The 25,517-nt window shown below is 53.8% G+C and carries 25 protein-coding genes; 23 read left to right on the forward strand and 2 right to left on the reverse strand.

The genetic code is table 11. The features are described 5' to 3' along the window. The first annotated feature begins 17 nt into the window (after positions 1 to 17). From NMUL_RS06055 to NMUL_RS06105, 11 genes are all read left to right on the forward strand, one after another. Entirely contained in the window at positions 18 to 1,145 is a 1,128-nt protein-coding gene (locus tag NMUL_RS06055) for a Re/Si-specific NAD(P)(+) transhydrogenase subunit alpha (protein WP_011380495.1), read from the forward strand. A 106-nt stretch (positions 1,146 to 1,251) separates the two neighbouring features. Beyond that, the gene (locus tag NMUL_RS06060) at positions 1,252 to 1,557 is read left to right on the forward strand and encodes an NAD(P) transhydrogenase subunit alpha part 2 (RefSeq protein WP_011380496.1); all 306 of its coding nucleotides are present in this window, start codon (positions 1,252 to 1,254) and stop codon (positions 1,555 to 1,557) included. 3 nt (positions 1,558 to 1,560) lie between these two features. Next, the gene (locus NMUL_RS06065) at positions 1,561 to 2,940 is read left to right on the forward strand and encodes an NAD(P)(+) transhydrogenase (Re/Si-specific) subunit beta (protein ID WP_011380497.1); all 1,380 of its coding nucleotides are present in this window, start codon (positions 1,561 to 1,563) and stop codon (positions 2,938 to 2,940) included. Between the two features lie 48 nt (positions 2,941 to 2,988). Continuing rightward, positions 2,989 to 3,774 (forward strand): dienelactone hydrolase family protein, encoded by a 786-nt coding sequence (locus tag NMUL_RS06070; RefSeq protein ID WP_011380498.1) that lies wholly within the window; start codon positions 2,989 to 2,991, stop codon positions 3,772 to 3,774. Between the two features lie 395 nt (positions 3,775 to 4,169). Next, positions 4,170 to 5,291 carry an alanine dehydrogenase gene (gene ald / locus NMUL_RS06075; RefSeq protein WP_011380499.1) on the forward strand — a complete coding sequence of 374 codons (1,122 nt, stop codon included), beginning with the start codon at positions 4,170 to 4,172 and terminating at the stop codon, positions 5,289 to 5,291. Positions 5,292 to 5,777: 486 nt separating this feature from the next. Then, on the forward strand, positions 5,778 to 7,535 hold the full coding sequence (locus tag NMUL_RS06080; protein WP_049783069.1) for a cation:proton antiporter domain-containing protein: 1,758 nt from the start codon (positions 5,778 to 5,780) through the stop codon (positions 7,533 to 7,535). An 84-nt stretch (positions 7,536 to 7,619) separates the two neighbouring features. Further along, positions 7,620 to 7,985, forward strand: coding sequence for an arsenate reductase family protein (locus tag NMUL_RS06085; RefSeq protein ID WP_011380501.1), 366 nt, complete (start codon positions 7,620 to 7,622; stop codon positions 7,983 to 7,985). Between the two features lie 119 nt (positions 7,986 to 8,104). After that, the gene (locus NMUL_RS06090) at positions 8,105 to 8,521 is read left to right on the forward strand and encodes a hypothetical protein (RefSeq protein WP_011380502.1); all 417 of its coding nucleotides are present in this window, start codon (positions 8,105 to 8,107) and stop codon (positions 8,519 to 8,521) included. Between the two features lie 189 nt (positions 8,522 to 8,710). Beyond that, positions 8,711 to 10,213, forward strand: a complete 1,503-nt coding sequence (locus tag NMUL_RS06095; RefSeq protein WP_049783070.1) for a sensor histidine kinase — start codon at positions 8,711 to 8,713, stop codon at positions 10,211 to 10,213. A 5-nt stretch (positions 10,214 to 10,218) separates the two neighbouring features. Further along, positions 10,219 to 10,761 (forward strand): dihydrolipoamide acyltransferase, encoded by a 543-nt coding sequence (locus NMUL_RS06100; protein ID WP_143034436.1) that lies wholly within the window; start codon positions 10,219 to 10,221, stop codon positions 10,759 to 10,761. A gap of 14 nt (positions 10,762 to 10,775) precedes the next feature. Then, positions 10,776 to 12,137, forward strand: coding sequence for a sigma 54-interacting transcriptional regulator (locus NMUL_RS06105; protein ID WP_011380505.1), 1,362 nt, complete (start codon positions 10,776 to 10,778; stop codon positions 12,135 to 12,137). Between the two features lie 241 nt (positions 12,138 to 12,378). Here the strand turns inward: NMUL_RS06105 and NMUL_RS15930 are convergent, their stop codons facing one another. Further along, entirely contained in the window at positions 12,379 to 12,681 is a 303-nt protein-coding gene (locus tag NMUL_RS15930; protein ID WP_308457446.1) for a LodA/GoxA family CTQ-dependent oxidase, read from the reverse strand. Positions 12,682 to 12,901: 220 nt separating this feature from the next. On the opposite strand from NMUL_RS15930, the gene NMUL_RS06115 reads away from it, so the two are divergent. The 12 genes from NMUL_RS06115 (at position 12,902) to NMUL_RS06170 (ending at position 23,472) form a co-directional block, all read left to right on the forward strand. After that, positions 12,902 to 13,567: a dienelactone hydrolase family protein gene (locus NMUL_RS06115; RefSeq protein ID WP_011380507.1), complete on the forward strand. Its 666-nt coding sequence runs from the start codon at positions 12,902 to 12,904 to the stop codon at positions 13,565 to 13,567. A gap of 238 nt (positions 13,568 to 13,805) precedes the next feature. Continuing rightward, the gene (locus NMUL_RS06120; protein ID WP_011380508.1) at positions 13,806 to 15,179 is read left to right on the forward strand and encodes an erythromycin esterase family protein; all 1,374 of its coding nucleotides are present in this window, start codon (positions 13,806 to 13,808) and stop codon (positions 15,177 to 15,179) included. 96 nt (positions 15,180 to 15,275) lie between these two features. Next, positions 15,276 to 16,343, forward strand: a complete 1,068-nt coding sequence (locus NMUL_RS06125) for a hypothetical protein (protein WP_011380509.1) — start codon at positions 15,276 to 15,278, stop codon at positions 16,341 to 16,343. Positions 16,344 to 16,904: 561 nt separating this feature from the next. After that, a complete protein-coding gene (locus NMUL_RS06130; RefSeq protein WP_011380510.1) occupies positions 16,905 to 17,696 on the forward strand; it encodes a Kazal-type serine protease inhibitor family protein in 792 nt (263 codons plus the stop codon). Positions 17,697 to 17,943: 247 nt separating this feature from the next. Further along, positions 17,944 to 18,225, forward strand: a complete 282-nt coding sequence (locus NMUL_RS06135) for a hypothetical protein (RefSeq protein ID WP_041352421.1) — start codon at positions 17,944 to 17,946, stop codon at positions 18,223 to 18,225. Between the two features lie 154 nt (positions 18,226 to 18,379). Next, complete coding sequence (locus NMUL_RS06140) at positions 18,380 to 18,829, forward strand: Hsp20/alpha crystallin family protein (protein WP_011380511.1); 450 nt, start codon at positions 18,380 to 18,382, stop codon at positions 18,827 to 18,829. 63 nt (positions 18,830 to 18,892) lie between these two features. Then, the gene (locus NMUL_RS06145) at positions 18,893 to 19,393 is read left to right on the forward strand and encodes a BCAM0308 family protein (RefSeq protein WP_011380512.1); all 501 of its coding nucleotides are present in this window, start codon (positions 18,893 to 18,895) and stop codon (positions 19,391 to 19,393) included. A gap of 109 nt (positions 19,394 to 19,502) precedes the next feature. Further along, entirely contained in the window at positions 19,503 to 19,952 is a 450-nt protein-coding gene (locus tag NMUL_RS06150) for a CBS domain-containing protein (RefSeq protein WP_011380513.1), read from the forward strand. Between the two features lie 98 nt (positions 19,953 to 20,050). After that, complete coding sequence (locus NMUL_RS06155) at positions 20,051 to 20,563, forward strand: Hsp20/alpha crystallin family protein (protein ID WP_011380514.1); 513 nt, start codon at positions 20,051 to 20,053, stop codon at positions 20,561 to 20,563. 170 nt (positions 20,564 to 20,733) lie between these two features. Next, on the forward strand, positions 20,734 to 21,207 hold the full coding sequence (locus NMUL_RS06160; RefSeq protein ID WP_011380515.1) for a YbhB/YbcL family Raf kinase inhibitor-like protein: 474 nt from the start codon (positions 20,734 to 20,736) through the stop codon (positions 21,205 to 21,207). Between the two features lie 264 nt (positions 21,208 to 21,471). Next, positions 21,472 to 22,449: a rhamnan synthesis F family protein gene (locus NMUL_RS06165; protein ID WP_011380516.1), complete on the forward strand. Its 978-nt coding sequence runs from the start codon at positions 21,472 to 21,474 to the stop codon at positions 22,447 to 22,449. Positions 22,450 to 22,704: 255 nt separating this feature from the next. After that, a complete protein-coding gene (locus tag NMUL_RS06170) occupies positions 22,705 to 23,472 on the forward strand; it encodes an FkbM family methyltransferase (RefSeq protein WP_011380517.1) in 768 nt (255 codons plus the stop codon). Positions 23,473 to 23,625: 153 nt separating this feature from the next. Here the strand turns inward: NMUL_RS06170 and NMUL_RS06175 are convergent, their stop codons facing one another. Beyond that, positions 23,626 to 25,389: an ABC transporter ATP-binding protein gene (locus tag NMUL_RS06175; protein WP_011380518.1), complete on the reverse strand. Its 1,764-nt coding sequence runs from the start codon at positions 25,387 to 25,389 to the stop codon at positions 23,626 to 23,628. Between the last annotated feature and the right edge of the window lie 128 nt (positions 25,390 to 25,517).

Genomic DNA, 25,517 nt, shown 5'->3' on the forward strand with positions numbered 1-25,517 from the left:
GATAAAGGGAGATATTCATGCATATAGGAATACCGGCAGAGACCCGTGGGGGAGAAACCCGGGTTGCCGCCACGCCGGAGACGGTCAAGAAATTTACCGCCAAAGGTTTGCATGTCGTTCTGGTGCAGTCGGGCGCGGGTGCGGGCGCGAGCATAGCGGATGAGGAATACCAGGCTGCCGGCGCAAGTATCGTGACCGATCCCGGCGAACTGTATGGGCAATCTCAGATCGTGCTCAAGGTGCGGGCCCCCGAAGCGTCTGAACTCGCATTGATGCGCAAGGATGCCGTATTGGTTGGACTGCTTTCTCCACATCAGGCCGAGGGTATCGAAGTGCTTGCCGCTCACGGTATAACCGCTTTTTCGATGGAGAAACTGCCGCGTATTTCGCGTGCCCAGAGCATGGATGTGCTGTCGTCACAGGCCAACATCGCCGGATACAAGGCGGTGATCATGGCAGCCAATATCTACCAGAAATTTTTCCCCATGCTGATGACAGCGGCGGGTACGGTAAAGGCGGCGAGAGTACTGGTTCTGGGCGCAGGAGTGGCGGGATTGCAGGCCATTGCCACCGCCAAACGGCTGGGGGCGGTAATCGAAGCATTCGATGTGCGCCCGGCAGCCAAGGAACAGGTGGAAAGCCTGGGCGCCAAGTTTGTCGAGGTTGCGCTCAGCGACGAGGAAAAGGCGCAAGCGGAAACCGCAGGTGGATACGCGCGGGAAATGTCGGAGGATTACAAACGCCGCCAGGGCGAACTGGTGCACCAGCGCGCCTCTGCAGCCGACATCATCATTACGACGGCGCTGATTCCCGGCCGTCCGGCCCCCGTGCTGATCCGGGAAGAAACGGTGCAGGCGATGAAACCGGGTTCCGTCATTGTCGACCTGGCGGTTGAAGCCGGTGGCAACTGTCCCTTGTCTGAATTGAACAAGGTCGTCGTGAAACATGGCGTGCATCTCGTCGGCATTGCCAATCTGCCCGGACTGGTAGCCGCCGATTCCAGCGCCCTGTATGCGCGCAACCTGATGAATTTCGTGAACCTGATGCTCGATGCAAAGACAGGCGAACTCAACATAAATCGTGAAGACGAAATCATCGCCGGAACCTTGGTATGCGCCAACGGGGAAGTCATCGGGAAAACCTGAAGGAAAACACGCCTCGGACTGAAAAGCACCGCCTGTGTCTTAACCGTTGCTTTTCCTCCCCCGGTTCGTGTCCTGGTAAAAAGTTAACAGATTAGAAGGAGCGATCATGATTGGTGAAATTGACCCGACCATTATTAATCTCACCGTATTCGTGCTGGCCGTGTTCGTGGGTTATCACGTAGTCTGGAATGTGACCCCGGCCCTGCACACGCCATTGATGTCGGTGACCAACGCGATTTCCGGCATTATTCTCGTCGGCGCCATGCTCGCCGCGGGGCCGGCGGAAACCGACTGGGGCGTATGGCTGGGGGCTGCCGCGGTAACCCTGGCCGCGATCAATGTATTCGGGGGATTTCTCGTTACCCAGCGGATGCTGGAAATGTTCAGAAAAAAAGATAAAAAAGGAAGCTAGTCAATGTCGGCAAATACGGTCGCTCTCGCGTATCTTATCGCCTCGGTCTTCTTCATCCTGGCGTTAAAAGGTTTAAGCTCGCCGCTCTCCGCCCGACGCGGGAATCTGTTCGGGATCGTCGGAATGGTAATTGCGGTCATTACCACGCTTACCATCACCAAGAACTGGGCGTTGATCATTGTCTGCATCGCGCTGGGAGGGGCCATCGGCGCGGTGGTGGCCCGGCGTGTGCAGATGACCGCGATGCCCGAACTGGTTGCGTTCATGCACTCCCTCGTCGGTCTGGCGGCGGTATTCATCGCCATCGCCGCAGTCAATAATCCCGCTTCCTTTGGTTTGCCCGAGACATTGCCGATGGGCAGCAAGCTGGAATTGTTTCTTGGCACATTCATCGGGGCCATGACCTGGTCGGGTTCGGTGATCGCCTTCCTCAAATTGTCAGGCCGGATGAGTGGCGCACCCATCACTTTCGGCGGTCAGCATAAGGTCAATCTGGCCCTGGCGATCATCATGATTGGATTCGGCCTGGGGTTTTTCTTCAGCGCCACCACGAACTGGACTGCCTTCGCCGCCATGACCGCGGTTGCGTTCGTGCTCGGCTTTCTCATCATCATTCCGATTGGCGGCGCTGACATGCCCGTGGTCATTTCCATGCTCAATTCCTACTCCGGGTGGGCCGCAGCCGGTATCGGGTTCTCGCTTGGCAATCCCATGCTGATCATCGCGGGATCACTGGTGGGCAGTTCGGGTGCGATCCTGTCCTATATCATGTGCAAGGCGATGAACCGTCCCTTCCTCTCCGTCATACTGGGTGGGTTCGGAAGTGAGGGGGGGGCCGCCGCGGCAGGAGATGGGACGCAAAAGACCTATCGCAGCGGCAGTGCGGATGATGCTGCTTTCATCATGGGAAATGCCGATAGCGTCATCATCGTGCCGGGCTACGGCCTGGCTGTGGCCAGGGCGCAGCATGCGGTGAAGGAACTGGCGGAAATGCTGCACAAGAAAGGCGTGAACGTGCGTTTTGCCATCCATCCTGTTGCGGGGCGCATGCCGGGGCACATGAACGTGCTGCTCGCCGAAGCCGAGATACCGTATGAGCAGGTGCTGGAGATGGATGAGATCAACAGCGATTTTTCCAATACCGACGTGGTGCTTGTGCTTGGCGCAAACGACGTGGTGAATCCGGCGGCAAATGTGCCCGGTAGTCCGATCTACGGCATGCCCATTCTGGATGCGCATAAAGCGCGTACGGTAATGGTGGTCAAACGCAGCATGGCAGCGGGTTATGCTGGCCTGGACAACGATCTCTTCTACATGGACAAGACCATGATGATATTCGGGGATGCCAAGAAGGTCGTCGAGGATATGGTCAAGGCCTTGTAACATTGAACATCGCCAGCAGCATCGGATGATGCCAGATGTAAGGACGCAGTGAGCGCAATCAAGGGTTTTTCTGAAGAACTGTTCACTGCGGACGGTCATACATTCCCCATTTTCCGGAAAGGTGGAGGGTACGGTGTCATCCTTCTGCACGAACTGCCGGGCCTTACTTCGGAGACTGTGGAGTTTGCGGAATGGCTGGTAGATCGGGGATTTCACGTCGTCATGCCACTTCTGTTCGGCAGCCCGCTCCAGCCTGTGGTGCGGGGCCTGCTGCAAGCGCCTTTCATATGCATACGGAGGGAATTCAACACGCTGGCGACCGGTAAATCGAGCACTATCACCCTGCCGCTTCGGACTTTGTGCCGAAAAATACACGCCGAGTGCGGTGGCCCGGGTGTGGGCGCCATTGGCATGTGTTACACAGGCGGATTCGTTTTGGCCATGATGCTTGAAGCCTCACTCCTCGCACCCGTCGCCGCGCAGCCGAGTTTGCCGCTCTGTCAGCCCGAAGGGCTCGATGTCGAACCCGAAGCGCTGTCCTTCGCATCCGCCCGCAGGGATACGATGTCGTTACTCGGACTTCGTTTCGAGGACGATGCGCTTTGCCCCGCGAGCCGATTCAACCGACTGGAAGCTTCACTTCAACCTGCGCCAGCGTCACCTGTTCCGCGCTTTCACTCTGTTACGGTACCGGGGAAAGCGCATTCCACTCTCACGCTGGATTATCCGGCAGCACTCAAAGGTGGAGTCGATACACGTGAAGTTGTGCTTCAGCATTTGCGCAAACAATTGCTTGGTTCCTCCCAGCCCGGATATTCCACCCAACCGACCTGACAATTGTAGAAAGCGGGATGAGCACGATCTCAACCATGGCTGAAACCGGTTTATCCGCGGCTTTCACAGGCACTGAGGGGTGTTTTGCGGCGTTTTCACGTCCCCCCGCTTCATGTCGATAGCCCCGATATTGACTAGGGGCGGAGGATACGCAAATCTACTCCCAAAACACCTCGCTCCATTAGCTGGTAAGCCGGTGAAATATCCGGGCTCGTTCTTACCGGTTGCAGCGCCGGTCGAATATTTTTTTTGAGTGATTTCACGCCGGTTGTATACTTGAAAGGGAGATGAGAGGCGGCTTCCCGGCAACATTTGCGCGCTGTCCCTGCTAATTCTCCAGACTCAGTCATACACAAAAAAACGTTTTCCTCATTCCCCTGTTACCCCAGTTATATATGCCCATGCTGATCGGATTGCCCAAAGAAACGAAAGACCATGAAAACAGAGTAGGCATGACTCCGAGCAATGTCAAAGGGTTGACGCGACGTGGTCACCGCGTGCTGGTACAAAGCGGAGCAGGAGAAGGAAGTTTTCTTTCGGACGACGAATATCGCTTGGCAGGGGCTACGATTGTCCCCCGGGCGGAAGATGCGTGGGCAGCGCAGCTCGTGGTCAAGGTCAAGGAACCGACTCCTGCGGAATACGGTTACCTGCATCGGGACATGATGCTTTTCACTTATCTTCATCTGGCCTCGGACCGCCCTCTTGTCGAGGCTTTGCTCTCGAGCGGGGTTACAGCTGTGGCTTACGAAACGGTGCAAACCGCAGATGGGAAATTGCCACTGCTGGCGCCCATGAGCGAGGTGGCAGGACGCATGGCTACTCAAATCGGGGCGACCTATCTGCAAAAAACACAAGGGGGGCGAGGCGTGTTGATGGGAGGTGTCCCTGGTGTGGCCGCGGCCAACGTCGCCATTCTCGGCGCGGGCATCGTGGGAACGAACGCCGCCCGTGTGGCTGCGGGATGTGGCGCTCAGGTCACCGTGCTGGATGTGAGCCACGACCGTCTGAAATACCTGGATGACATATATCGGGGGCAATTGCAGACGCGCTTCAGCGATGAATACAATATCGAGGAAGCGGTCTACGACGCCGATCTTGTCATCGGTGCGGTTTTGATCCCGGGGGGACGAACTCCCTGGCTGGTAACGACGGATATGTTGCCGAAAATGCGAAGAGGATCGGTCATCGTCGATGTGGCGGTGGATCAGGGGGGATGCATTGAAACAAGCCGACCTACTACTCATAGCAATCCAACCTATGAGATCGACGGAGTGGTGCATTATTGTGTTGCGAACATGCCGAGCGCCGTTCCTCGTACCAGTACCTTTGCGCTGAGTATTCAGACGGCGATCTACGTCGTGCAGCTGGCGGATGAAGGTGTGAATGCGGTCAGAAAAAATCCGGCATTGAAATTCGGAATGAACACGCATCGCGGAGCGGTCACTTATCCCGCTATTGCACAGGAATTTGATATGCAATATGTCGATCCCTTGCAGGCATTGGGTAATGCCTGATCAAAATCCTGACATTGGAAATATCGGGAGAGCAAGATGAAGTTACCCTACTCGACATTTCTCGTCATGCTGTTCGCCCCGTTGTTCCTGGCAAGCCAGACTTTGCCATTACCTCTGACCTGGGCAAATATTTTGGCGAATGGATCATGAGGCCGTGAATGATATGAGCTGGGAAGTTTCTGCGATACTAGAAATGGAGATCTTGGCCATAATGCTTGCCGGGTTGGGACTCCTAGGCGGTCAAACGGGGTTCGCCGCAGAGGCTAAGGTCAGTTGAGTTCCTGGCAGGCTTCGCTGTTCGGGGTCTGGTATTTTCACGCGCTCCCAATAATAAAACAAAAAGTAGTTTTCCATGTCGGCGCACGCCGCATTCATACCACTGATCGCGTTCCTGTCTCAGTTTTGGACCCTGTCCAGGCAAATTCCCGATAAACCCATCAGAAAAAGGGGCTTATCATGGTTTCCTTACTATCTCCGGCAAATCCCATGCCCCATAGTTTTACCCTGATCACTACCATTGCCGTCAGCTTCGGCCTTGCCCTGCTGATGGGGGTGATCGCCAACCGGCTGAAGTTGCCCGTCCTGGTGGGCTATCTGACCGCAGGCGTCATCATGAGCGCCAACACCCCCGGGTTCGTCGCCGATATGGAGCTTTCAGGTCAACTGGCGGAAATCGGGGTCATTTTACTGATGTTCGGGGTGGGATTGCATTTCTCGCTCAAGGATCTGTTGGCGGTGCGTCGTATCGCTTTGCCTGGCGCTCTCGTTCAGATTAGCGTCGCTACGGCCTTCGGCGCCGCTGTTGCCCTTTCCTGGGGCTGGAATCCGGCCATCAGTATCGTGTATGGCGTGTCGCTTTCGACCGCGAGCACCGTTGTATTGCTGAGAGCCCTGGAGCAGCGGGGCCTGCTCAAATCAGTCAATGGTTCGATTGCAGTGGGATGGCTGATCGTCGAAGATGTGGCCATGGTTCTTGTTCTTGTATTGCTGCCGCCGCTTGCGGACTGGTTGCGCAGCGACGTGAGTGGTGCCACAACGGATGTATCGGGCCTCAGTTTGCTGATCTCGGTGCTGTTTACCTTTGGCAAGGTGGCTATTTTCATTGCGCTGATGCTGGTGGTGGGAAGGCGCGTTTTTCCCAAATTGCTTTGGTATGTTGCCAGCACCAACTCCAATGAACTCTTCATCCTGAGCGTGATCGCCGTTGCGATAGGCATCGCCTATGGCTCGGCCATGCTCTTCGGTGTTTCGTTCGCGCTGGGGGCGTTCTTTGCCGGCATGGTGATGAGGGAGTCGGATCTCAGTCATCGCGCCGCTCATGAATCGCTGCCCCTTCGGGACGCGTTCTCGGTTTTGTTTTTTGTCTCCGTGGGAATGCTGTTCGATCCCGATGTGCTGTTAGAGCAGCCTCTTCACCTTGTCGCCACACTCGGCATCATCATCATTGTTAAATCACTCGCTGCCTTCCTGCTGGTACTCGCCTTCCGTTACCCCTTGAATACGGCGCTTACCGTATCAGCCAGTCTGGCGCAGATCGGGGAATTCTCTTTTATCCTTGCCGGTCTGGGAGTGTCGCTCGGACTCCTGCCGGTTGAAGCGCAGAGTCTCATACTCGCGGCAGCCTTCATCTCGATCACCTTGAATCCGCTGATATTCAAGCTGGTTGAACCGGCGCAGGCATGGATACGTTCCCGTTCCGGGGTGGCGCGCATCCTGGAACGTTCGGACGATCCCCTGGCGGAGTTGCCGACCACTGTCACATCAAGTTATGTTACGAACCATGTCGTGCTGGTGGGATATGGGCGCGTAGGCGGACACATCGGTGAAACGCTCAGGAAAGAGGGGGTTCCCCTAGTTGTGGCCGAGCAGAATCGGGAGACCGTCGAAGGGTTGCGCAAACGAGGCATTCACGCCGTTGCGGGAGATGCCGCGGAGCCCGCAGTGCTTATCCAGGCCCACATCGCGCGGGCTGCGATGCTGGTGATCGCGGTTCCCGATACATTGCGCGCTCGCCGAATGATCGAAACTGCACGTATACTTAACCCATCGGTCGGGATTATTGTGCGTACGCATAACGAAGAAGAGGCAACGCTACTGAGAAAGGAAAGCGGAGGAATGGTGTTCCTCGGGGAACACGAACTTGCGTTCAGCATGGTACGGCATGTGCTGGCGAACTTCCCCAAAACCGATATGGATGCCGAGCATCCGGTGCACGAACACATAAAGCGGCAAGGTTTGACTTAGGTTTGACTTGAATGCATTTTCATCGTTTCGCCGGACGAATGGCCGAACCCTGGTCGGGGTTCGGAATATAGGAAGGAGAATTCAATGACCGACAAGATCACCATTTATCAGAAACCGACGTGCAGCAAATGCCGGGCTACGCTCGCTCTGCTGAAAGAAAGCGGGGAAGAGTTCGAGGCAGTCAACTATTATGACGCACGGCTGACCGTTGAACGGCTGCATGAACTGATTGACAAGCTTGGTATTCCGATAATGGATGTATTGCGTCGCGAGGAATCGCTCGCACACGACCTCAAGCTTGTCGAGCGACACCGGATGGGGGAGTTATCCGATGAGGAATTGATGAAAATCATGGTGGAGAATCCGGATCTGATCCAGCGTCCCATCGTTGTAAGAGGCAATCAGGCGGTGCTATGCCGTCCCCCGGAGAATGTAACGAAGTTGTTGTAACATATCCTCTTCAAAGCCGTATCCGTTGACACGGTTTGCGCCCATGAAAGGGTGAACCCTGGAGCCGAGGAAACTCGCGAATCAATTTGTGATATGCTAACCATGTTCGGAAAGCGATAATGAATTTCAGGTTAATCAAAGCGTTAAGGATAATTGCCTGCCTTATTCCCGCTGCCCTGGCAGGAACCAATGCCGCCATTGGTGCGGAAGCCGAATGTTCCGGATGCCTTTGCCCTGGAAATCCGTGCCGGCTGTGTCCGTTGCCACCTTCAAAAAATGCTCCCGCGATGCAGGATGAACCGGATGCCTGTCGCAAGATCAGGGAAAAAGTACCGCCGGTTTCCGCAAATACCGAGCCGAACGAGCATTACGCGAGCCTGGACAAGTCGATCATGGAATGTGTAAGAAATGGTGGTGACGTTGTCATGAATTCACGGCGGAACAAGGAGTATCCTTCCAAGCATTATTGCAAACCTTATCTTGCTCCCGGCGCCTCCAGTGCCACCACAGGGAATTCGTCCCGGACGAAAAAATAGAAATCAGAAAAGGCCGAATGCTCCGACGTACTGGATAGAACCAGTAAGTATCCTGCCTCGCGCTGCCAAATTCCGGCACTTCCGATCGTTTGAATCACCACAAGGGGGTTTCCAAGCCTGAGTGGCAGGATCAGTATGAGGCATGCAAATAAAATTGCTTCGATTCCTCAAAGGAACCAAAGAAGAGAAATGATTGCCCCCGTGGAAGCCGGAAGACAGGATAGCGTAAGCGGTTCATGGGTAAGACTGCGGCGTAAGCCCAAATCCTTTGTCAAACTCATTCTGCTGGGTTTTGCTCTGGTTGGCTTGCCACTGATCGTGGCGCTCATCAATAGCGCTTTTTCCATTGACCGGTTGGCAAATCAGAGCCGGAAGGCTGTATATCAGGCGGCGGAGATTGCGCACAGCAGCCGCGCTCTTGCGGATGAAATCGCGAATATGGAGCGGGCGGTGCGCCAGACTCACATTCTGGGCGATACTGCCCTGCTGGAGGGTTATTTCCGTGGACATGCCGGATTCGAGAAAATCGCCGCGGGCCTTGCCGAACTCTCTCTCAGCGATGAGCAGAGACGATTGCTGGGACAGCTGAAATCAGAGGAGGCCGCTATTTTCGAGGAAATTTCAGCCGTTAAGCAATCACCGGAAGAGTTGCGTAAGCTGATCGGCAATTTTGGTCATCTGCGGGATTCCGCACGCTTCTTTTTCTCGCTCGGGTACGCGCTCATAGAGCGCGAAGTGGACGAAATGCAGGATATGGCGGGATCAGCGCGCTTTACCGTTGGCTGGCAACTGCTTGCACTGATTCCATTTGCCATATTACTTGCCTTCTTTTTTTCCTTCCGGATCGCCCGCCCGATTCGCCAGATTGAAGAGGCTATCCGCAGCATGGGACAGGGAAAGCTGCATAAGGCGATTCGGGTGGATGGTCCTCAGGACTTGGTTTATTTTGGCGAAAGACTGGACTGGATGAGACAGCGCCTGCTAAAGCTCGAAGAACAGAAGACGCGGTTCCTGCAGCATGTTTCTCACGAACTCAAGACCCCGCTGACAGCCATGCGGGAAGGGGCGGATTTGCTCGTGGAAGGTGTGGCGGGCAAGCTGACGGAAGAGCAGCAGCGCGTTGCCAGCATTCTTCATAGCAATAGCCTGCAGTTGCAGCGCCGCATCGAGGACTTGCTGAGTTATAGCGCCCTTCAGACCGAGAAAGCCGCACTGGTGAAACAGGAGGTGGATTTGAAGAAGATTCTGGATGTGGTATTGCACGATCAGAATCTCATCATTATGAACAAAGGCCTGCGAATGGATTTGTCTTGCCCGGAAGTGATGCTGGAGTGCGAGCCGCAAAAAGTCAAAGTGATTGTGGACAATCTTTTATCGAACGCTGTGAAATTCTCCCCCCGGGGAGGGTGCATCCGCATCTGGACAAGTGAGACAGCAGGGGTTGCGCAACTGGATATAGTGGACGCTGGACCCGGAGTGGATGATGCCGATCGGGAGAAAGTATTCGAACCGTTTTATCAAGGGCGGAGAGTGCTTGACAGTCACGTGAGGGGAACGGGCTTGGGATTGTCGATCGCCCGGGAGTATGCGCTTGCGCATGGCGGGAACATCGAGCTCGTACCGCTGCCTGACCGCGGCGCCCACTTTCGGCTCACTCTCCCCGTTCATGATGTGCCTGAAGGATCAGCATGAGGAGCATGGTGCGCATACGAGAACTCGGGCTGGTTCCGCCGATAGCGGCGTTGATGTTTCTGACCGCGTGCGTAGCCGTTGAAAGCGTTGAAAGCCCGCAGGCCGTCGAGCCCGCGCCGACCGAACTGGTTGTGACCGGACAAATGGATGATATGATGGAGTTTTACGATTCCATCCGCAGGCAGTCGCCGGCAGAGGTGAGCCGGGTATACGACAAGGCGAAACAGAGCTTCATGCGGAACAAAAGCGATACCAACCGGGCCCGCCTGGTATTGCTTCTCATCCTGCCGAATACGTCCTTTCGAGATGTTACCTCTGCAATGCATCTGCTCAACGAATGGCCGAAGGACTCGAAATCGGCAAATAATTTGCAGAGTTTCAAAAACCTGCTGATCGGTCTGCTTGCGGAGCAACAACGGCTGAATCACAGCATCGAGGAGCTTTCGCAGAAACTGAAAGATGAGCAGAAGCGTGTAGAAACCCTGCAGAGTCAGATCGATGCCATAAAAAGCATGGAAAAGAATCTGCTTAAAGAATTGGAATTGTAAAGAAACCTAAAATCATGTCCGATGCAAAACCCAGAATTCTGATCGTTGACGACGACACCGATCTGCTTGAGCTGCTGACCATGCGCCTTACAGCGGCGGGATACAAAGTGGACGCCGTTCCAAGCGCAGAGGCGGCGCTGAACTATCTGGACGTGTCCCGTCCGCAACTGGTCATCAGCGATATGCAGATGAGCGGCATGGACGGCATGGCATTATTTGAACAAATCCATCGCTCCTTGCCGACCTTGCCGGTGATCATACTCACGGCGCACGGAACGATCCCCGATGCCGTCACGGCTGTCCAGCGAGGGGTATTCGGCTATCTTGCCAAACCTTTTGACAGCAAGACGTTGCTGGCAAATATCAGTCAGGCGCTCAAGTTCGTTCCGGGCGCCGTATCGCAGAAGGAACTGTCGCAGGCACCGTGGCGCAAGAATATCATCACTCAGAGCGCCGTCATGGAGGATCTTCTTACCCGGGCGGGACTGGTTGCGGAAGGTGACGCCAGCGTGCTGATCTATGGAGAAAGCGGAGTGGGCAAGGAGCTGTTCGCGCATGCCATACATGATGCATCCAAACGATCCGATCATCCGTTCGTGGCGATCAATTGCGCCGCCATTCCGGAACAGTTGCTGGAATCCGAGCTGTTCGGGCATGTCAAAGGGGCATTTACCGGGGCTGTCAGGGATCACAAGGGTTTATTCCAGCTGGCCGAGGGGGGCACTCTCTTTCTCGACGAAATCGGCGATATGCCGGTTTTGCTTCAGGTCAAGCTGTTGCGTGTTCTCCAGGAAAGGCAGGTTCGACCGGTTGGGTCGGCACAATCGATTCCGGTGGATGTGCGTATTATTTCGGCTACTCACCGCGATCTGAAAACGGAAATCGCTGCTGGAACATTTCGGGAAGACCTGTATTACAGACTGGACGTGGTGTCCCTTACCATCCCGGTTCTGGCGCAAAGGCGCGAAGATATTCCTTTACTGGTAAATTACTTCCTCAGCACATTTTCAGAGAAATACCAGAAAAATATCAATGGCTTCTCTCCCGAGGCCATGGAAACACTGGTTGCCGCGTCCTGGCCCGGCAATGTGCGCCAACTCATGAACGTCGTCGAGAGATGCGTTGCATTGAGTACTGCGCCCCTTATTTCGCCCGTGCTGGTCTACGATGCGATGCACCGGGAAGAAGAGCAACTCGTGTCTTTCGAGGATGCCCGCAGAAGTTTTGAACGGGATTATCTGGTGCGCGTACTTAAAATCACCGGAGGAAACGTCACCCAGGCAGCCCGCCTCGCCAAGCGCAACCGCACGGAGTTCTACAAGCTGCTGCAGCGATACCAGCTCGATCCATCTGTCTTCAAGCAGGCGCAGGTTTGAGAAAAGGAAGGACGGGGCTGAGCGGCACAGGTTCTGCTAGAGTATCCTCCTTTTTTCCTTCCTGGCCGGATCAGGTCTCGCCGGCGATGGGTCTGCGCTCATCCTCGACATATTGGTCGTCCTTCTTCACGGTAAAGCCCAATTCGGTCCACCACCGGACCATGTCAACATAGTCCTCTATGCCGCGGGAAAACGGGCGCAGCCTGGAGGCGGGGATGACATCGACAGGGCGTCGCGTTGCCTACCACAGATCTAATCGTTGTTTTTTCATTCCCAACGATCTCGCTGTCGATGGTTTCCTTGCCGAAATCATGCCGAATGAATTTATAGGTCCGGAATCGCGGGGCTTTGGCTTTATTTTTCCGGAATTGTCGCGATTGGGTTCGGCGGGAACGATTCCGGGAGATTCGGGAGCCAGAAAATACGTCTTCTCGCTGTTTCCTATGTGGGCAATTCCTACTGCCGGATAAATGCGAGCGACCGTTTTCATTCGGTCGCTTCCTTTCCGTCGATTGTGGAGCGGATATCGGTGACTTCGAATCATAGCTACTGCCAGAAATATTCCGTACTTTCTTTGTTGCTGCCGCTTTCCATAATTCTCAGGCGGGTTTGGTGAAATATCCGGGAACTCGCTATGTTCGGCAGCGAACGGAAAAGGAAGCGAACATCGTACACTCTGTTTGGGATAACCAGATCGTTTTGTCGCATTGCTCCTTTTGCTTTTGTTAATGGGTACCTGCGTTTAATCACTGGGGATGTGCGCTATGAACTCCTTGTATGATGACGTTTCTGAAGCCCGGGCTGTTCGCATTCCGGCAAGCGGAGTCGTGCTGAATGCCGATCTGACGGTGCCGCCCCATCCGCGGGCCATTATTGCCTTCGCTCATGGCAGCGGCAGCAGCCGGCACAGCATTCGCAATCGCTACGTGGCCGAAATGTTGAACGCATATAACTTCGCCACTCTCCTTGCCGATCTCCTGACTGAAGAGGAGGAGGTCACTGACATGCGCACGCGGCATCTGCGGTTCGATATTCCGATGCTCGCGGACAGGTTGATCGATATCGCTTCCTGGCTCCAGCAGGAGTCGCAGACGACGGATTTGAAAATAGGCTGGTTTGGGGCGAGCACCGGCGCTGGGGCAGCGCTGATTGCAGCGGCGCAGCGTCCGGAAAATATCATGGCCGTGGTTTCACGAGGTGGACGTCCTGATCTCGCGGGTGCTTATTTACCGGAGGTTGTAGCGCCTGTACTTCTCATCGTGGGGGAAAACGATCAGCAGGTTCTGGAGCTGAACAAGGAAGCGCTCGCCCGCCTCAATACCGAATCGAAACTGGAAATCGTGCCGAAGGCCACTCATCTGTTTGAAGAACCGGGAACGCTGGAGACAGTTGCCGGTCTTGCCGCCGAATGGTTTCAAAACCATTGCTAGATCGGCAATAAAGCCATGTCTGGCGCTGGATATCACTTCGCAGACAGAGCCGAAGCAGGGAGGATACTGGGAGACGCGTTGTCGGTCTACGCTGGAAGAACCGACGTCCTTGGTTCTGGCGCTTCCGAAGCTGAAAACAACCCTTCGGCGAACAACCGAAACTCCAAAGAGAGCGACTTAAGGGGAGACGGAGGGAATTGCAGGATTCCGTCGCCTGAGGCTCGAGGAGGATTTCATTATGGCTAATATCGATTTTGATTACCATTTGATCGATGTGCTGGAGCAGGACGCGCATACTGTTGCGGAATACAGTGCAGGTCATGAGTTGATCCGCGCGGTACGCGAGCATGTGCAGGGGAAAAAGTTTGTCCTGATCGGTGAAGCAAGCCACGGTACAGCCGAATTTTATCGCCTGCGTGCTGAAATTACTCAACACCTCATTGTCGAGGACGGATTCGACGCTGTTGCGGTCGAGGCGGACTGGCCGGATGCCTATCGGGTCAACCGTTTTGTTGCCGACCGTTCGGAAGATAAGGATGCGGATGCAGCATTGTCCAATTTCGAACGGTTTCCCACGTGGATGTGGAGGAATACCGAGGTATTCGCTTTCATCACATGGTTGCGCAACTATAACCAGGAGACGGGGAGACACAAGCGCGAGCAACAGGAACCGGTGGGGTTTTATGGACTCGATTTATACAGTATGACAACCTCGATGCGGGCAGTGCTGGCATATCTGGAAAAGATCGATCCGGAAGAAGCTCGCGCCGCCCGGGCACGCTACCGTTGCTTTGGCCAATTCATCGAAAATCCGCAGGCGTATGGTTATGCCATTGCGTCCGGGCGGTGGGATTCGTGCGAACAGGAAGTGATCGCACAGCTTATGCAGCTTCAGCGAAAAGGACGGCTTTACGTTGAAAAGGATGGGGTTTTTGCCGGAAATGAATATTTCTCGGCGCAGCAGAATGCCGAGCTGGTAAAAAATGCGGAGGAGTATTATCGCGCCATGTTCAGGGGAAGGCCCAATACATGGAACCTGAGAGACCGGCACATGTTCGAGACGCTCGAAAAGCTCGCCAGCCATCTGGAAGACCGACTGAAGCGGGAAGCGCGCATCATTGTCTGGGCCCACAATTCTCATCTGGGCAATGCGGCGGCCACCGAAATGGGGCGGCGGGGCGAATTCAACATCGGCCAGCTCGTTACCGAGAAATATCCGGATAAGTCATTCCGCATCGGATTTTCGACGAGCCGGGGCAGCGTGACTGCGGCAACTGATTGGGATGGACCCGCCGAAACGAAAACCGTTCGCGAACCGGTTGCAGGCAGTTACGAAGAAATTTTTTCGCAACTGGCCAAGAAACGTTTCTTTTTCGATCTCACTACTGACGGCGAAGCCATGGAGTTTCTACGGGAGGAGCGGCTGCAACGGGCTATCGGAGTGATCTACCGGCCTGAAACCGAGAGGATGAGCCATTACTTCTATGCCTGTCTCCCGTGGCAATTCGATTTCATGATTCATATCGACAAGACGGAAGCGCTACAACCGTTGCCCGCATTCGTCCGCCGCCGGGCGGGTGAAATGGATGAGACCTATCCTTCAGGCTTGTAGGAGACCGCGTTTCTCGATTCTCAAGGTGGCGGTGCAGAAAGCGAAGCGCACTGCCAGTCTGGATATGCCGCATATCTACTGAACGGAGATTCGAAAATGAAAAATGAAATGGGAAAAGTTTCTCCCCTTGAAAAAGATATATTGGATGCAGCTATCAAATCGGTAAATGCAGCACATTCCCGTCCATCAGTTATCGAAAAAAACGGAAAGCATGAATCCTCAGCTGTAAGTGCTGATTGTCAGAGTCTTCTGGAACGAATGCTCGCGGTAGGCGGAATCGACCAAATCGAAATGGAGCAATGCAGTGAGCGCAATGGCAATGAAATGCGCGCAATCTTTAACAAAAAGAAGCAGTCGTTCATTGATCGATCTAACATTATTGCCCAGCAATATGATCGGCTCACTCGCCAAAGCCAAGGAATACTCTCTCATTTAGGAATTTTTGCTAAGGCTCAGTTCCTGATTACATTAGATGTAGCAGACGCTATTGTCTTAAATCCACCCATCAGCCAAAGATCTGATGATTTTGAGATTGACATAAAGAGTGATCCCCCCGCTAGTAATCATAATTTTATAAAAGCTTATATGTTCAGTGATACGCCATTCCATCTCGGACCCCGATTCTGTATCCCTGGCTACGCTGAATTTACTGCGGATTTCTATTTCCACTGGACAGCTAACGTAGATGCTTACGTAAATGCGGTCACATTTGTGCAGCCAAATGGGACCGGTTTTGTATACTCGGGATGGGATCCCTTTCATTCCAACAAGGAATGCGTCACCTATTCCTCAAGCCTCAGGTATTTCACTCCGCCGCCTAATTTCGATCTGCATCAAAATTCAGAAGGCTGTCTTATCAGTAACCTTGCTAATACAGCCAGCCAGACTTCTGATCAGTATGATTATTGCGCAGAAACCGGCCCGTTCGATTTTTTAGGAGCTGCCAATCATGGGTATCTAAGTGACCAGTCAACACTGTTTGATAATAGTCAATTCTATCTTCCCGCTGGCTATACCCTCATTTTCGTGGTCGGGGTAAAAGGCTCGTTTCTCCAAATGGGATGCCAACCTGCCATTCAAGAGATAGATTTCTACAAGGGTGATTTTGGAATTAATGTCCCTGGCGTGTTCTTGGGGGTGTTTCCTGTATCTCCGATTCCCTAGTGTCCTGAATTAGAAATTCGCATGCGAACTCGTTCCAGTTCGGCGCGCCCGTAAACTTTGGCGTTATCTGTAACGAGCACGACGTTACCCCACAGGTAACTGCCCTACCTGGAGCGCACCCGTCCCTCACGTTTTTTGTGGGACTGGGCTGATGGGAGCTCTCATCCCCGCAGGAGGAGTCGATTCCGGTATTCCCAGTCATGCTTTCCTCCTTATACCTGCTGCCTCAACCTGTCCTTTCTCTACAATCCATCACTGAAATTCCGCCTCCGCTATCTCGATATGAATTCATATTCAATGCCTGATTTTCTTGCTTTTTGATAAAAGCCGTCTATTTTAAAAAATATTGCCCTTGTATATAAAAAGAAGCCATGAACAGACAAAAATCAAATCAGTGTAGCGACCAGCGGTGGCGCCGACGGAGGAATCCTATCCGGGGGTGAGAGTATCCTCGTTCTGATCGAGTTGACCGTGATTTGGATAAAAAATACAAAACGTAGACATCATCAAAAGGGAAAGGGGCAAATGATGTAACCACATTACCTGTTGATGGAGGAAGCGATGAAGAAATTGAGTTATGTTGCGTTTCTGGTGGCAGCAGCCCTATTTGGCACAACCCCGGTTTTTGCGCAACAGAATGATGATAAGGGAGTCGGGGGAGAGGCTGCAAACCGCGCCGTGAACATCAATCTCGGCAGTACCGGAGGGGCGCTGGACAGGGGCGCGCTGAAATCCGTACGAAAGACGGTGGGGAAGGCTATCAGCGAAGAGACGGTGGATACTTTCGCTGTTTATAGTCCAAGAGCAGGGGGGCCTATTCCGATAGAGGGAGGATTGAACGCCTGCGCGGAAGCAGGCTTCAGCTCGAAGCCGGGAGAATTCAAAGCATTCGTCAAGCGTCTGCGTGATATTCGTCCCAAGGCGGGAACGTTCCTCAATGTGGAGCTCACCGATCAGTGCAAACCTATTGAAGGCGGAGGGGGCGGTGCTGTTTGCGGAGGTATCGCCGGAACACGTTGCCCCGAGGCAAACCAGTATTGCGACTTTGGGGCCAAATGCAAGATGCCGGACGCACAAGGTCAATGCAAAACCAAGCCCACCATTTGTCCGCAAATCTTCAAGCCTGTTTGTGGATGTGACGGCAAGACTTACAGCAACTCATGCACCGCAGCGGCGGCCGGTGTTTCCGTCGAACATGAAGGGGAGTGCAAGAAGTCCGAGCCACAAGCCTGCGGCGGGATAGCCGGGATACCCTGCCCTGAAGGCCAAGCTTGTATGGATGACCCCAGGGATGATTGCGATCCCACCCGGGGCGGCGCGGACTGTCCGGGAATCTGCAAGGGTAAAAGATAGAAGCAACGGGAATACAGGTTAATCTTTGGAGGCCTTATGACTACTCTGGATAAGCAGGTCTTGTTACCCGTGGCGGACAGCTTATCCGGAGTTTTTCACCCGAACGTTAGACAACGTACAGAGAGATTCCTTGATCAGGTGTTAAAAATCGGAAGGTCCGGCCGTTAGAAAGAGCTAGGCCGCTTAATCGCAGTGGCACGGTCAAGCGGTACAGGCGCAATCGATCAACAGTTCCAGAGGGAAAATCTTGAGCACATCATCTGACAGAGGCAACGCAAGGATCAACGAGAGCGGGATCGGCAACCCGGTCGAGAATACAGAAAAAGCGATTACCGATAGCCCGGCAGCAACCGGGTTTTATGGAGCCTACAGGCAGGAGCGGAGGAAAAGTCATCAAGTGATTTCTACCGCCAGTTATTACCAGGTGGAGCGGCGCGGCAGCACCCGCTATGGGTATGGGGAAACACAGGACTGGTCCGACGCGGATCCGGAAGCGGATGGAACGCCCTATTCCGGCAGGAATTTTTGACAGCGGGAGATGCAGAGATTCAGGCAAAGGATTCAGGGCATGCAATGCGTAATGCTGGCAGGATCGAGTGAGACAGAAGAGTGAGATAGAAATGAGGCAGCAAGTGTAGAAAAGGTCGTTCATTTAATTCACATCCATTCGAAAGGAGAAAACCATGGCAAACATTGCTCGTCGTTCGCCTCTTGTGGGCGACATCATGCGCTATGACCCGTTTTACAATCTGGATGACTGGTTCAAGAATTGGGGAATGCGTCCATTCTCGATGGATATGGAAACCACCCCCCAGATCAAGATCGATCTTACCGAAAATGACAATGCCTATACGGTTCGTGCAGACATACCGGGAGTAAAAAAGGAGGATGTCAAGGTTCAGGTAGAGGGCAATCGTGTTTCCATCAGCTGCGAAACAAAGCAGGAAAAAGAGGAAAAAGAAGGTGAGAGGGTGATTTGCCGGGAATGCCATCAGGGATCGAGCTACAGGAGTTTCACCCTGGGAAGCGAAGTGGATGAGGCCAGGGCCGAGGCAAAATATGAAAACGGCACATTGGAGCTGACGTTGCCGAAGAAGGAGGGAAAAACCGCCAAACGTATCGAGGTGAAATAATCCGGGCAGTGCTCTTCGGGTCATCAGACCGATCGTTCTGCTCCCCATAACCGGAGCTCCACCATGACACACTCTCCATTTGTCGGTTTTCGCCAGATTTCACGACATGACAAGCTCTTCAAGGAGCGTATCCACGATCCTTACAGAGCACGGCACAAACTGCCTGAACCTGCTGTCTGTCCCAGTTGTGGGGCTGTATTCCATGAGGGACGCTGGCAATGGGGCGAAGCACCCGCAGGCGCTCACCAGGAAATGTGTGCGGCCTGCCAGCGTATCCGGGATGATTTCCCCGCCGGCTTCGTTACCCTGAGCGGCGGGTTCTATAGCACCCACCGCAATGAAATCATGCACATCGTGCACAACGTGGAAAAGCGTGAAAAGGTCGAGCATCCGTTCAATCGCATTATGGCCATTGAAGAAAAAGACGGAGGAACCCTGGTGACGACCACCGATATCCACTTGGCGAGAGGCATCGGCGAAGCCGTACACGATGCATATCAGGGCGATCTGGAATTTCACTATAACCCGGAAGAGTATTTGTTGCGCGTGCACTGGGCGCGTTAGAAAAAACTTTGTGAAGGTAGCATTTGGGGACAAACCCCCGATACGTATTCCCAATTGCAACATACCTCACCGTCCCTGCAACGAGAGCGTGATCAAAGTGGAGGGCAGGATGCCTGTGGGTGAAATTTGTAATCGTGATACTGTAATCGTGAAGCGGGATGAGACGATTGGAGAGGCAGCCAAACTCATGCGCCAGCACCATGTGGGCGATGTGGTCGTTATCGAAGAGCGGGATGGTCTCAATATTCCCGTCGGAATTGTCACCGATCGCGATCTCGTGGTGGAAATCATGGCAACCGGATTGGATGCTGTTGTCATCACCGTGGGCGACATCATGGAGCAGGAACTCGTCACCGTGAAAGAAAGCGTGGGGGTATTCGAGGCGATTCAATACATGCGCAGCAAGACGGTACGGCGCTTGCCGGTAGTGGGCGAAAATGGCACGCTGGTGGGCATTCTTACGCTCGATGACTTGCTGGAACTCCTATCGGAAGAATTGCTGGCGATTTCTCGTCTGACAAATTATCAGCGGCAGAGGGAAGCCAGACAGCGGCATTAAAGGATCAACGGGATCAAGGAGCGACTGGAAATACGCGAACGGAGTTTTCGGCGAGCCGGCCATTGCCAGCTTTTCCCATAATCGAAAGGAGCACGATCATGATGGATTCCGTGAAGAATGCAAGTGAAAATATCAGCCGGAGACTCAGTCGGACATGGGATCACATTTCAGACGGCTGGCGTGAACTCGTCCACCATGGCAGCGATGCGCTTACGCACTTTGTACACCGCAAGGGTGAGGAAGACAAAGGACAGGAGGCCGCTGCCAGCACGCCAGCTTTTCCTCGCTGGAGTATTCTGGCAGGGGATATGGAAGAAACGGACAGGGAAATCGTGGTACGGATAGAAGTGCCCGGCATGGAGAAAAAAGACTTTGAGATCAGCATAGAGGGCAAGACGCTTTCTCTGAGAGGGGAGAAACGCTTTGAGCGTGATACAAATGATAGCAAGTATCATGTCATGGAGCGTGCTTACGGCGTTTTTCAACGAACCTTGCCGTTACCGGTCGAGGTGAATGAAGATAAAGCGGAAGCGGATTACAAGAACGGCGTGCTGACCGTTCGTCTCCCCAAGCTGAATGTTGAAAAGAGAAGATTTATTTCCATATCATGACAAGGTGGGATTTTGCTTTTCAGCGCCGGCGCACCCTGCCGGAAATTATGCTTATCCGCCTGATCGCGGGTGTAATGACCACTATGCTGGCAGCTTCGATCTCCGTAGCGGCTGAGCCCGACATTCCCTTGAGCCAGAAGGAAAGAAAACCAAAGAAGGAGGCGTCTCGCATGTCTATGGCAATAACATCTTCATCCTTTGCGAATCACGGGGAGATTCCTATTCGTCATACCTGCCAGGGACATGATACTTCACCCGAGCTGTTCTGGGAAAATATACCGGAAAATGCGAAAAGCCTGGTTTTGATTGTGGACGATCCGGATGCGCCCGATCCTGCCGCTCCCAAGCTGACCTGGGTACACTGGGTGCTATATAACATTCCTCCTGCCGCTCAAGGTTTACCCGAGGGTGTGGCGGAAGCCGATCTTCCCATTGGAACACTCGGCGGGCTCAATGACTGGCAGCGCACAGGGTATGGCGGGCCCTGCCCCCCTATCGGGAAGCATCGATACTTTCATAAACTCTACGCGCTGGATATCATGCTTCCGGATCTGAAACATCCCACCAAGGCAATCCTCGAACAGGAGATGCAGGGCCATGTGATCGCGCAATCGGAACTCGTGGGGCTATATCAGAAGCAATAGCTGCTATTGCTTTTTTTCTTTTTTAGGTTCCGGTTCATCCAGCGCGGCTATGTACACTCAAGGGGATAAACGCGCAATATGGCATGGGTCGCATCAAGAACCTGGTATCCGGTGGAAATCGAAGATTGATCCGTACACCCTCGACCCGGCATCAAGCAAGTGCTGCACTGTGCTTTCCCCGTATGCTGCGGTTCGTGATGACAGAAAAGCAAGCGAAGCTGATACCCTGAATACATTGATTGCCATGCTGGGGGGCAGAGGGTCATGAAAACCCCGCCTGAAGAGCTGTCTGAATTGCGCCGCAAACCCAACCGCGTTTTACCCGTAAAATGGGCGGTGAAGGGCGTAGTCAAAGACTTGAAGTATGCGCGTGATTTATCCTTCTACCTGCTTAAACGAGAGAAGGCAGATGAAAGGCCGCTGGTGAGGTTATATGAAAAGGCCCTATCTCCCCGTTATGATCGTCCCGTTTGCCTTTTTTGCAGCTTCGACAAGGATAGCGTTGTCAGGGAGAACGTGTATTACTATCTCAATGCTCTGATGCTGGCCGGTTTCGATATCGTATTCGTCAGTTCAAGCGGCATGATTTCTGGAAGCGATCTGGAAAAACTGTCTCGATGCTGTATCGCAATAATAAACCGTGAGAACAAAGGCTACGATTTCTATGGGTGGAAAACGGCTCTGGAAAAATATCCCGAATATCGCGAGCACAGCGGTCTTCTGTTAGCCAACGACAGCGTTCTCGGTCCGCTTTTCAGCATCGATAATATCATCGCCAGACTTGAAGGTAGCGAGGCTGATATCGTGGGAATGACGGATTCTTTTCGTTTTTATCCCCACCTGCAGTCCTATTTCCTCTACTGCAAGAAAAAAACCGTATCCTCCGATGAATTTCTTCGCTTCTTCACGGAAATCGAGGTTCTGGAATTCAAGCCGGCCATTGTTCGCAGATATGAAGTCGGTTTTTCCCGCTTCCTCAGCCGGCGCTTTCGCCTTGCAGCGCTCTACAGTCTGGGACAGGTTCTTGCTCGAACTGATTACCATCAAAGGCCGCTGCAATGGGTCGAATCGACCTTTCACCTGTGGAAGCCGCTTATTGCCGAGTCTGGATTCCCGTTCCTCAAAAAAAGCGTGCTGACAAGAAGAGGTGTGAGCTTGGGGGAAGTTTCAGCGGTCCTCGCGGAGGCGGGCTCTCCCTACGAGACAGAAATTCTCAACGACTGGATATTGCCCCGCGGATAAGACAGAATTGCTCGACGGCGATTTCCCTTCGTCATTCCCTTGAAAGCCTCGAAGAAGGAATCCGGAACCCTCGCATACGGATTTGCCCCTTCCGCTGAAGTGACGATCGAGCAACCTGCAAGCGCACTGCTCACCCTGTTGAGGATCCGCACTCGGGGATTGCAGCAAAAATATCTGGGCTCCGGGACTATAAACCGGATATCCTTCGCCCTTCCACTGTTTTCACTTCCACTCATAAAGTTACGATCAGCATAGATGTCTTCATTTTTCATGGATGTATTATCCGGATGCGCTGTAGCGCTTTACGGATTGAAGGGCGGTTACACTGAAGTCAATGTCAAAGGTCAATCCATACGTATCGCGGTGGACAATTTTCGGACGCTCCAGCGAGCAAAAACATATTCAATGAAAGAACCCGATACCCTGGACTGGCTTGACGGCTTTGAACCGGGTTCCTGCTTCTTCGATCTGGGAGCGAATATCGGGCAGTATTCCCTGTATCCAGCAAAGAAATACGGGAAGGACATCCAGGTATACTCGTTCGAGCCCCAGTGCGCCAATTATTATTTATTGAATAAAAACATCTACCTCAACAAGCTCGATAAAAATATTACCGCCTATTGCGTAGCTGTTTCCGGAGAGGAAGGCTTTTCGAAACTTTATATTCCCAAATTCATAGGCGGTGGAAACCGCTCCCAGTTCGGAAAGGAAGATTTGAAGAATATGAAAAAATCCGCCGCGCATATTCAGGGCATGTTCGGCGTGACACTCGACGACTTATGCTCCAAATGGGGATTTCCCTATCCCAACTACATCAAGATCGATGTGGATGGCATCGAGCTGGCTATCATCCGGGGTGGCGGGAATGTGCTCAGGAATCCGGCGCTGAGATCCGTCATCGTCGAGCTGGGAACAATCGAGGAGCAGCAGGAAGCGGTAGCGCTAATGGAGCAGGCAGGTTTGAAAGTCAGATTCAAAACCACCCGGAATTGGGGTGAAACCTGCTTTGTGTTCGCGAAATAGGGTTGATCATCTCTTCTTTGCCGAAGCGCCGATACACTTGTCTCTGAGCCTGGCGAACGAGCGTGTCCCGGGCACTGCACGCCCCCTCGATCCTTCGACGACTCCGGAGCAAGGGAACGGAGACGAAAGCTCAGGCAGGCATTCGTTGACCGCTCAGCGGGAAACGAAAACCGCTTCCCTGTGAGACAAGGGGGGAGTATCCCGCTCCGCAGGTGCATAACGGGCTGCCTCCGCCGGCTGCACCCGTTCCGCTTTTCCTTTGGAAAGCGCAAAAATCACATCCGCTGCGTTGATTAGCGCTGGCTGGTGGGAGACGGCAACAACCGTGAGCTCCTGTGTGAGGTTTCGCAGGGTTTCACAGACAAGTCGCTCACTTTCCGGATCGAGCGCACTCGTCGGTTCATCCAGTACCAGAAAGAGCGGTCGGTGAGCCAGTGCCCGGGCAATGGCAATGCGTTGGCGCTGTCCCCCGGATAACAGGCCGCCACGCTCGCCGACAATGGTATAGAGACCCTCCGGCAATCCACTGACGAACTCCCATGCGCCCGCTTGGCGCAGTGCTCTTTCCGCATCCGCTTCAGTCAGTTCGGGTGCGCCGACGAGAATATTATTGAGAATACTGTCATGCAGCAGGACGTTCTCCTGGGCGACATATCCGATCATGCGGCGCCAGGCACGTGGATTGATGTCGCGCATGGGCACGCCATCCACGAGGATTTCGCCTGACTTGGGGTCCACCAGGCCGCACAGGAGATCCAGCATGGTGCTTTTGCCGACCCCCGACGGGCCGGCTATGGTGGTGAAGGATCTGACCGGGATTTCGAGAGTCAGGTCCTGAAAAATCGGCCGGGTATCATAATCGAAATTGACGTGGCGCAGGCTGATGCCCTTTTCAAGGGTGGGTTCGCGTGTGCCCGAGGTTCTTTCCGCTGCCGCACGCGCTTCTGCGACAGCGGTACGCAAGGCCCAGTAGGCGCTTTCCTGCGCCATCAGATTCTGGTATTTCCTCTGCGTCTTGTTGAGCAGACTGAGGAGCCGGGTCAGAAGAAAAACCATCACCATCACCGAGGGCAACGAGAGCCCCCATATTTCCAGAGCCAGATAAAGGCCGATTGCCATCAGTGTGGCAAGGATAGGCTCCTGCAGCGCCATCAGGGCCTCGCGCGCGATGATTTCCCGCCGGGTAGCCTTTTCCAGTTGCTGGGTCTGATCGCGCAGGATCGCTTCGGCTACATTGTCTCTCGCCATGGCCTTGAGCGATTTTACCGAAACGAGCACATCCGAAAGGTACGTCAGCAGGTTTCGCAGCAGATGGGTCTGCCTGGTTCCCGCCTTGCGTGTCGCACGAATCAACTGGTGCAGTACCTGCATCATGATGATGCCGACCAGAATGGAAGTAAGGGTGGCCTCCCATGAAACAAACATGGCTACGGTTCCGTAGACGACAACCTGTACGGCCAGTGCGAGTACAGTGACGCTGTGCTCAAAGCCATTGGCTGCCCGGTAGGCTTCAGTGGCGACGGAATTGGCAAGCGAACCCATCGGCTGGCGCAGGTAATACTGCCACCGGCTGGCAAGCAGCGCGTCGATCAGTTCGAGGCGGAGGACGGTGGCCACATGGGCGACCGCATAACCCACCTGCCTGTTCGCCATCAGTAATATGAGGCTTTTGAGGATCATTCCTCCCACGATGATCAGCAGCATGGCCCCTATGGTGGGAGAGATCCCGATGTTCTGGAGAACTTCGGCGATGTGCCGACCCATGTCCGAACTGGCGGAATCGCCGACAGCGATCGAAAGGAGGGGAAGGAGGGCAGTGAGGCTTAAGCCTTCTGCAATGCCTGCCGCCAGAAGCGCAACCAGGACGTACGCAGTACGCCTCGGGGAAAGCATGCAATAGGCAAAGAGAGTTCGCATAAGTTGGGTCTGCAGACTATGGAGTTATCATAACCTAAATTACGGGCACGGTCTTGAAAAAACCCTTCCATTAACGAGGAATTCCATGGGGAAATTCAGCCGCAAAGCGGGGCGTAATGGAGGGTCAT

It is taken from the genome of Nitrosospira multiformis ATCC 25196 (genome assembly GCF_000196355.1).
In the GTDB taxonomy this organism is placed as follows: domain Bacteria; phylum Pseudomonadota; class Gammaproteobacteria; order Burkholderiales; family Nitrosomonadaceae; genus Nitrosospira; species Nitrosospira multiformis.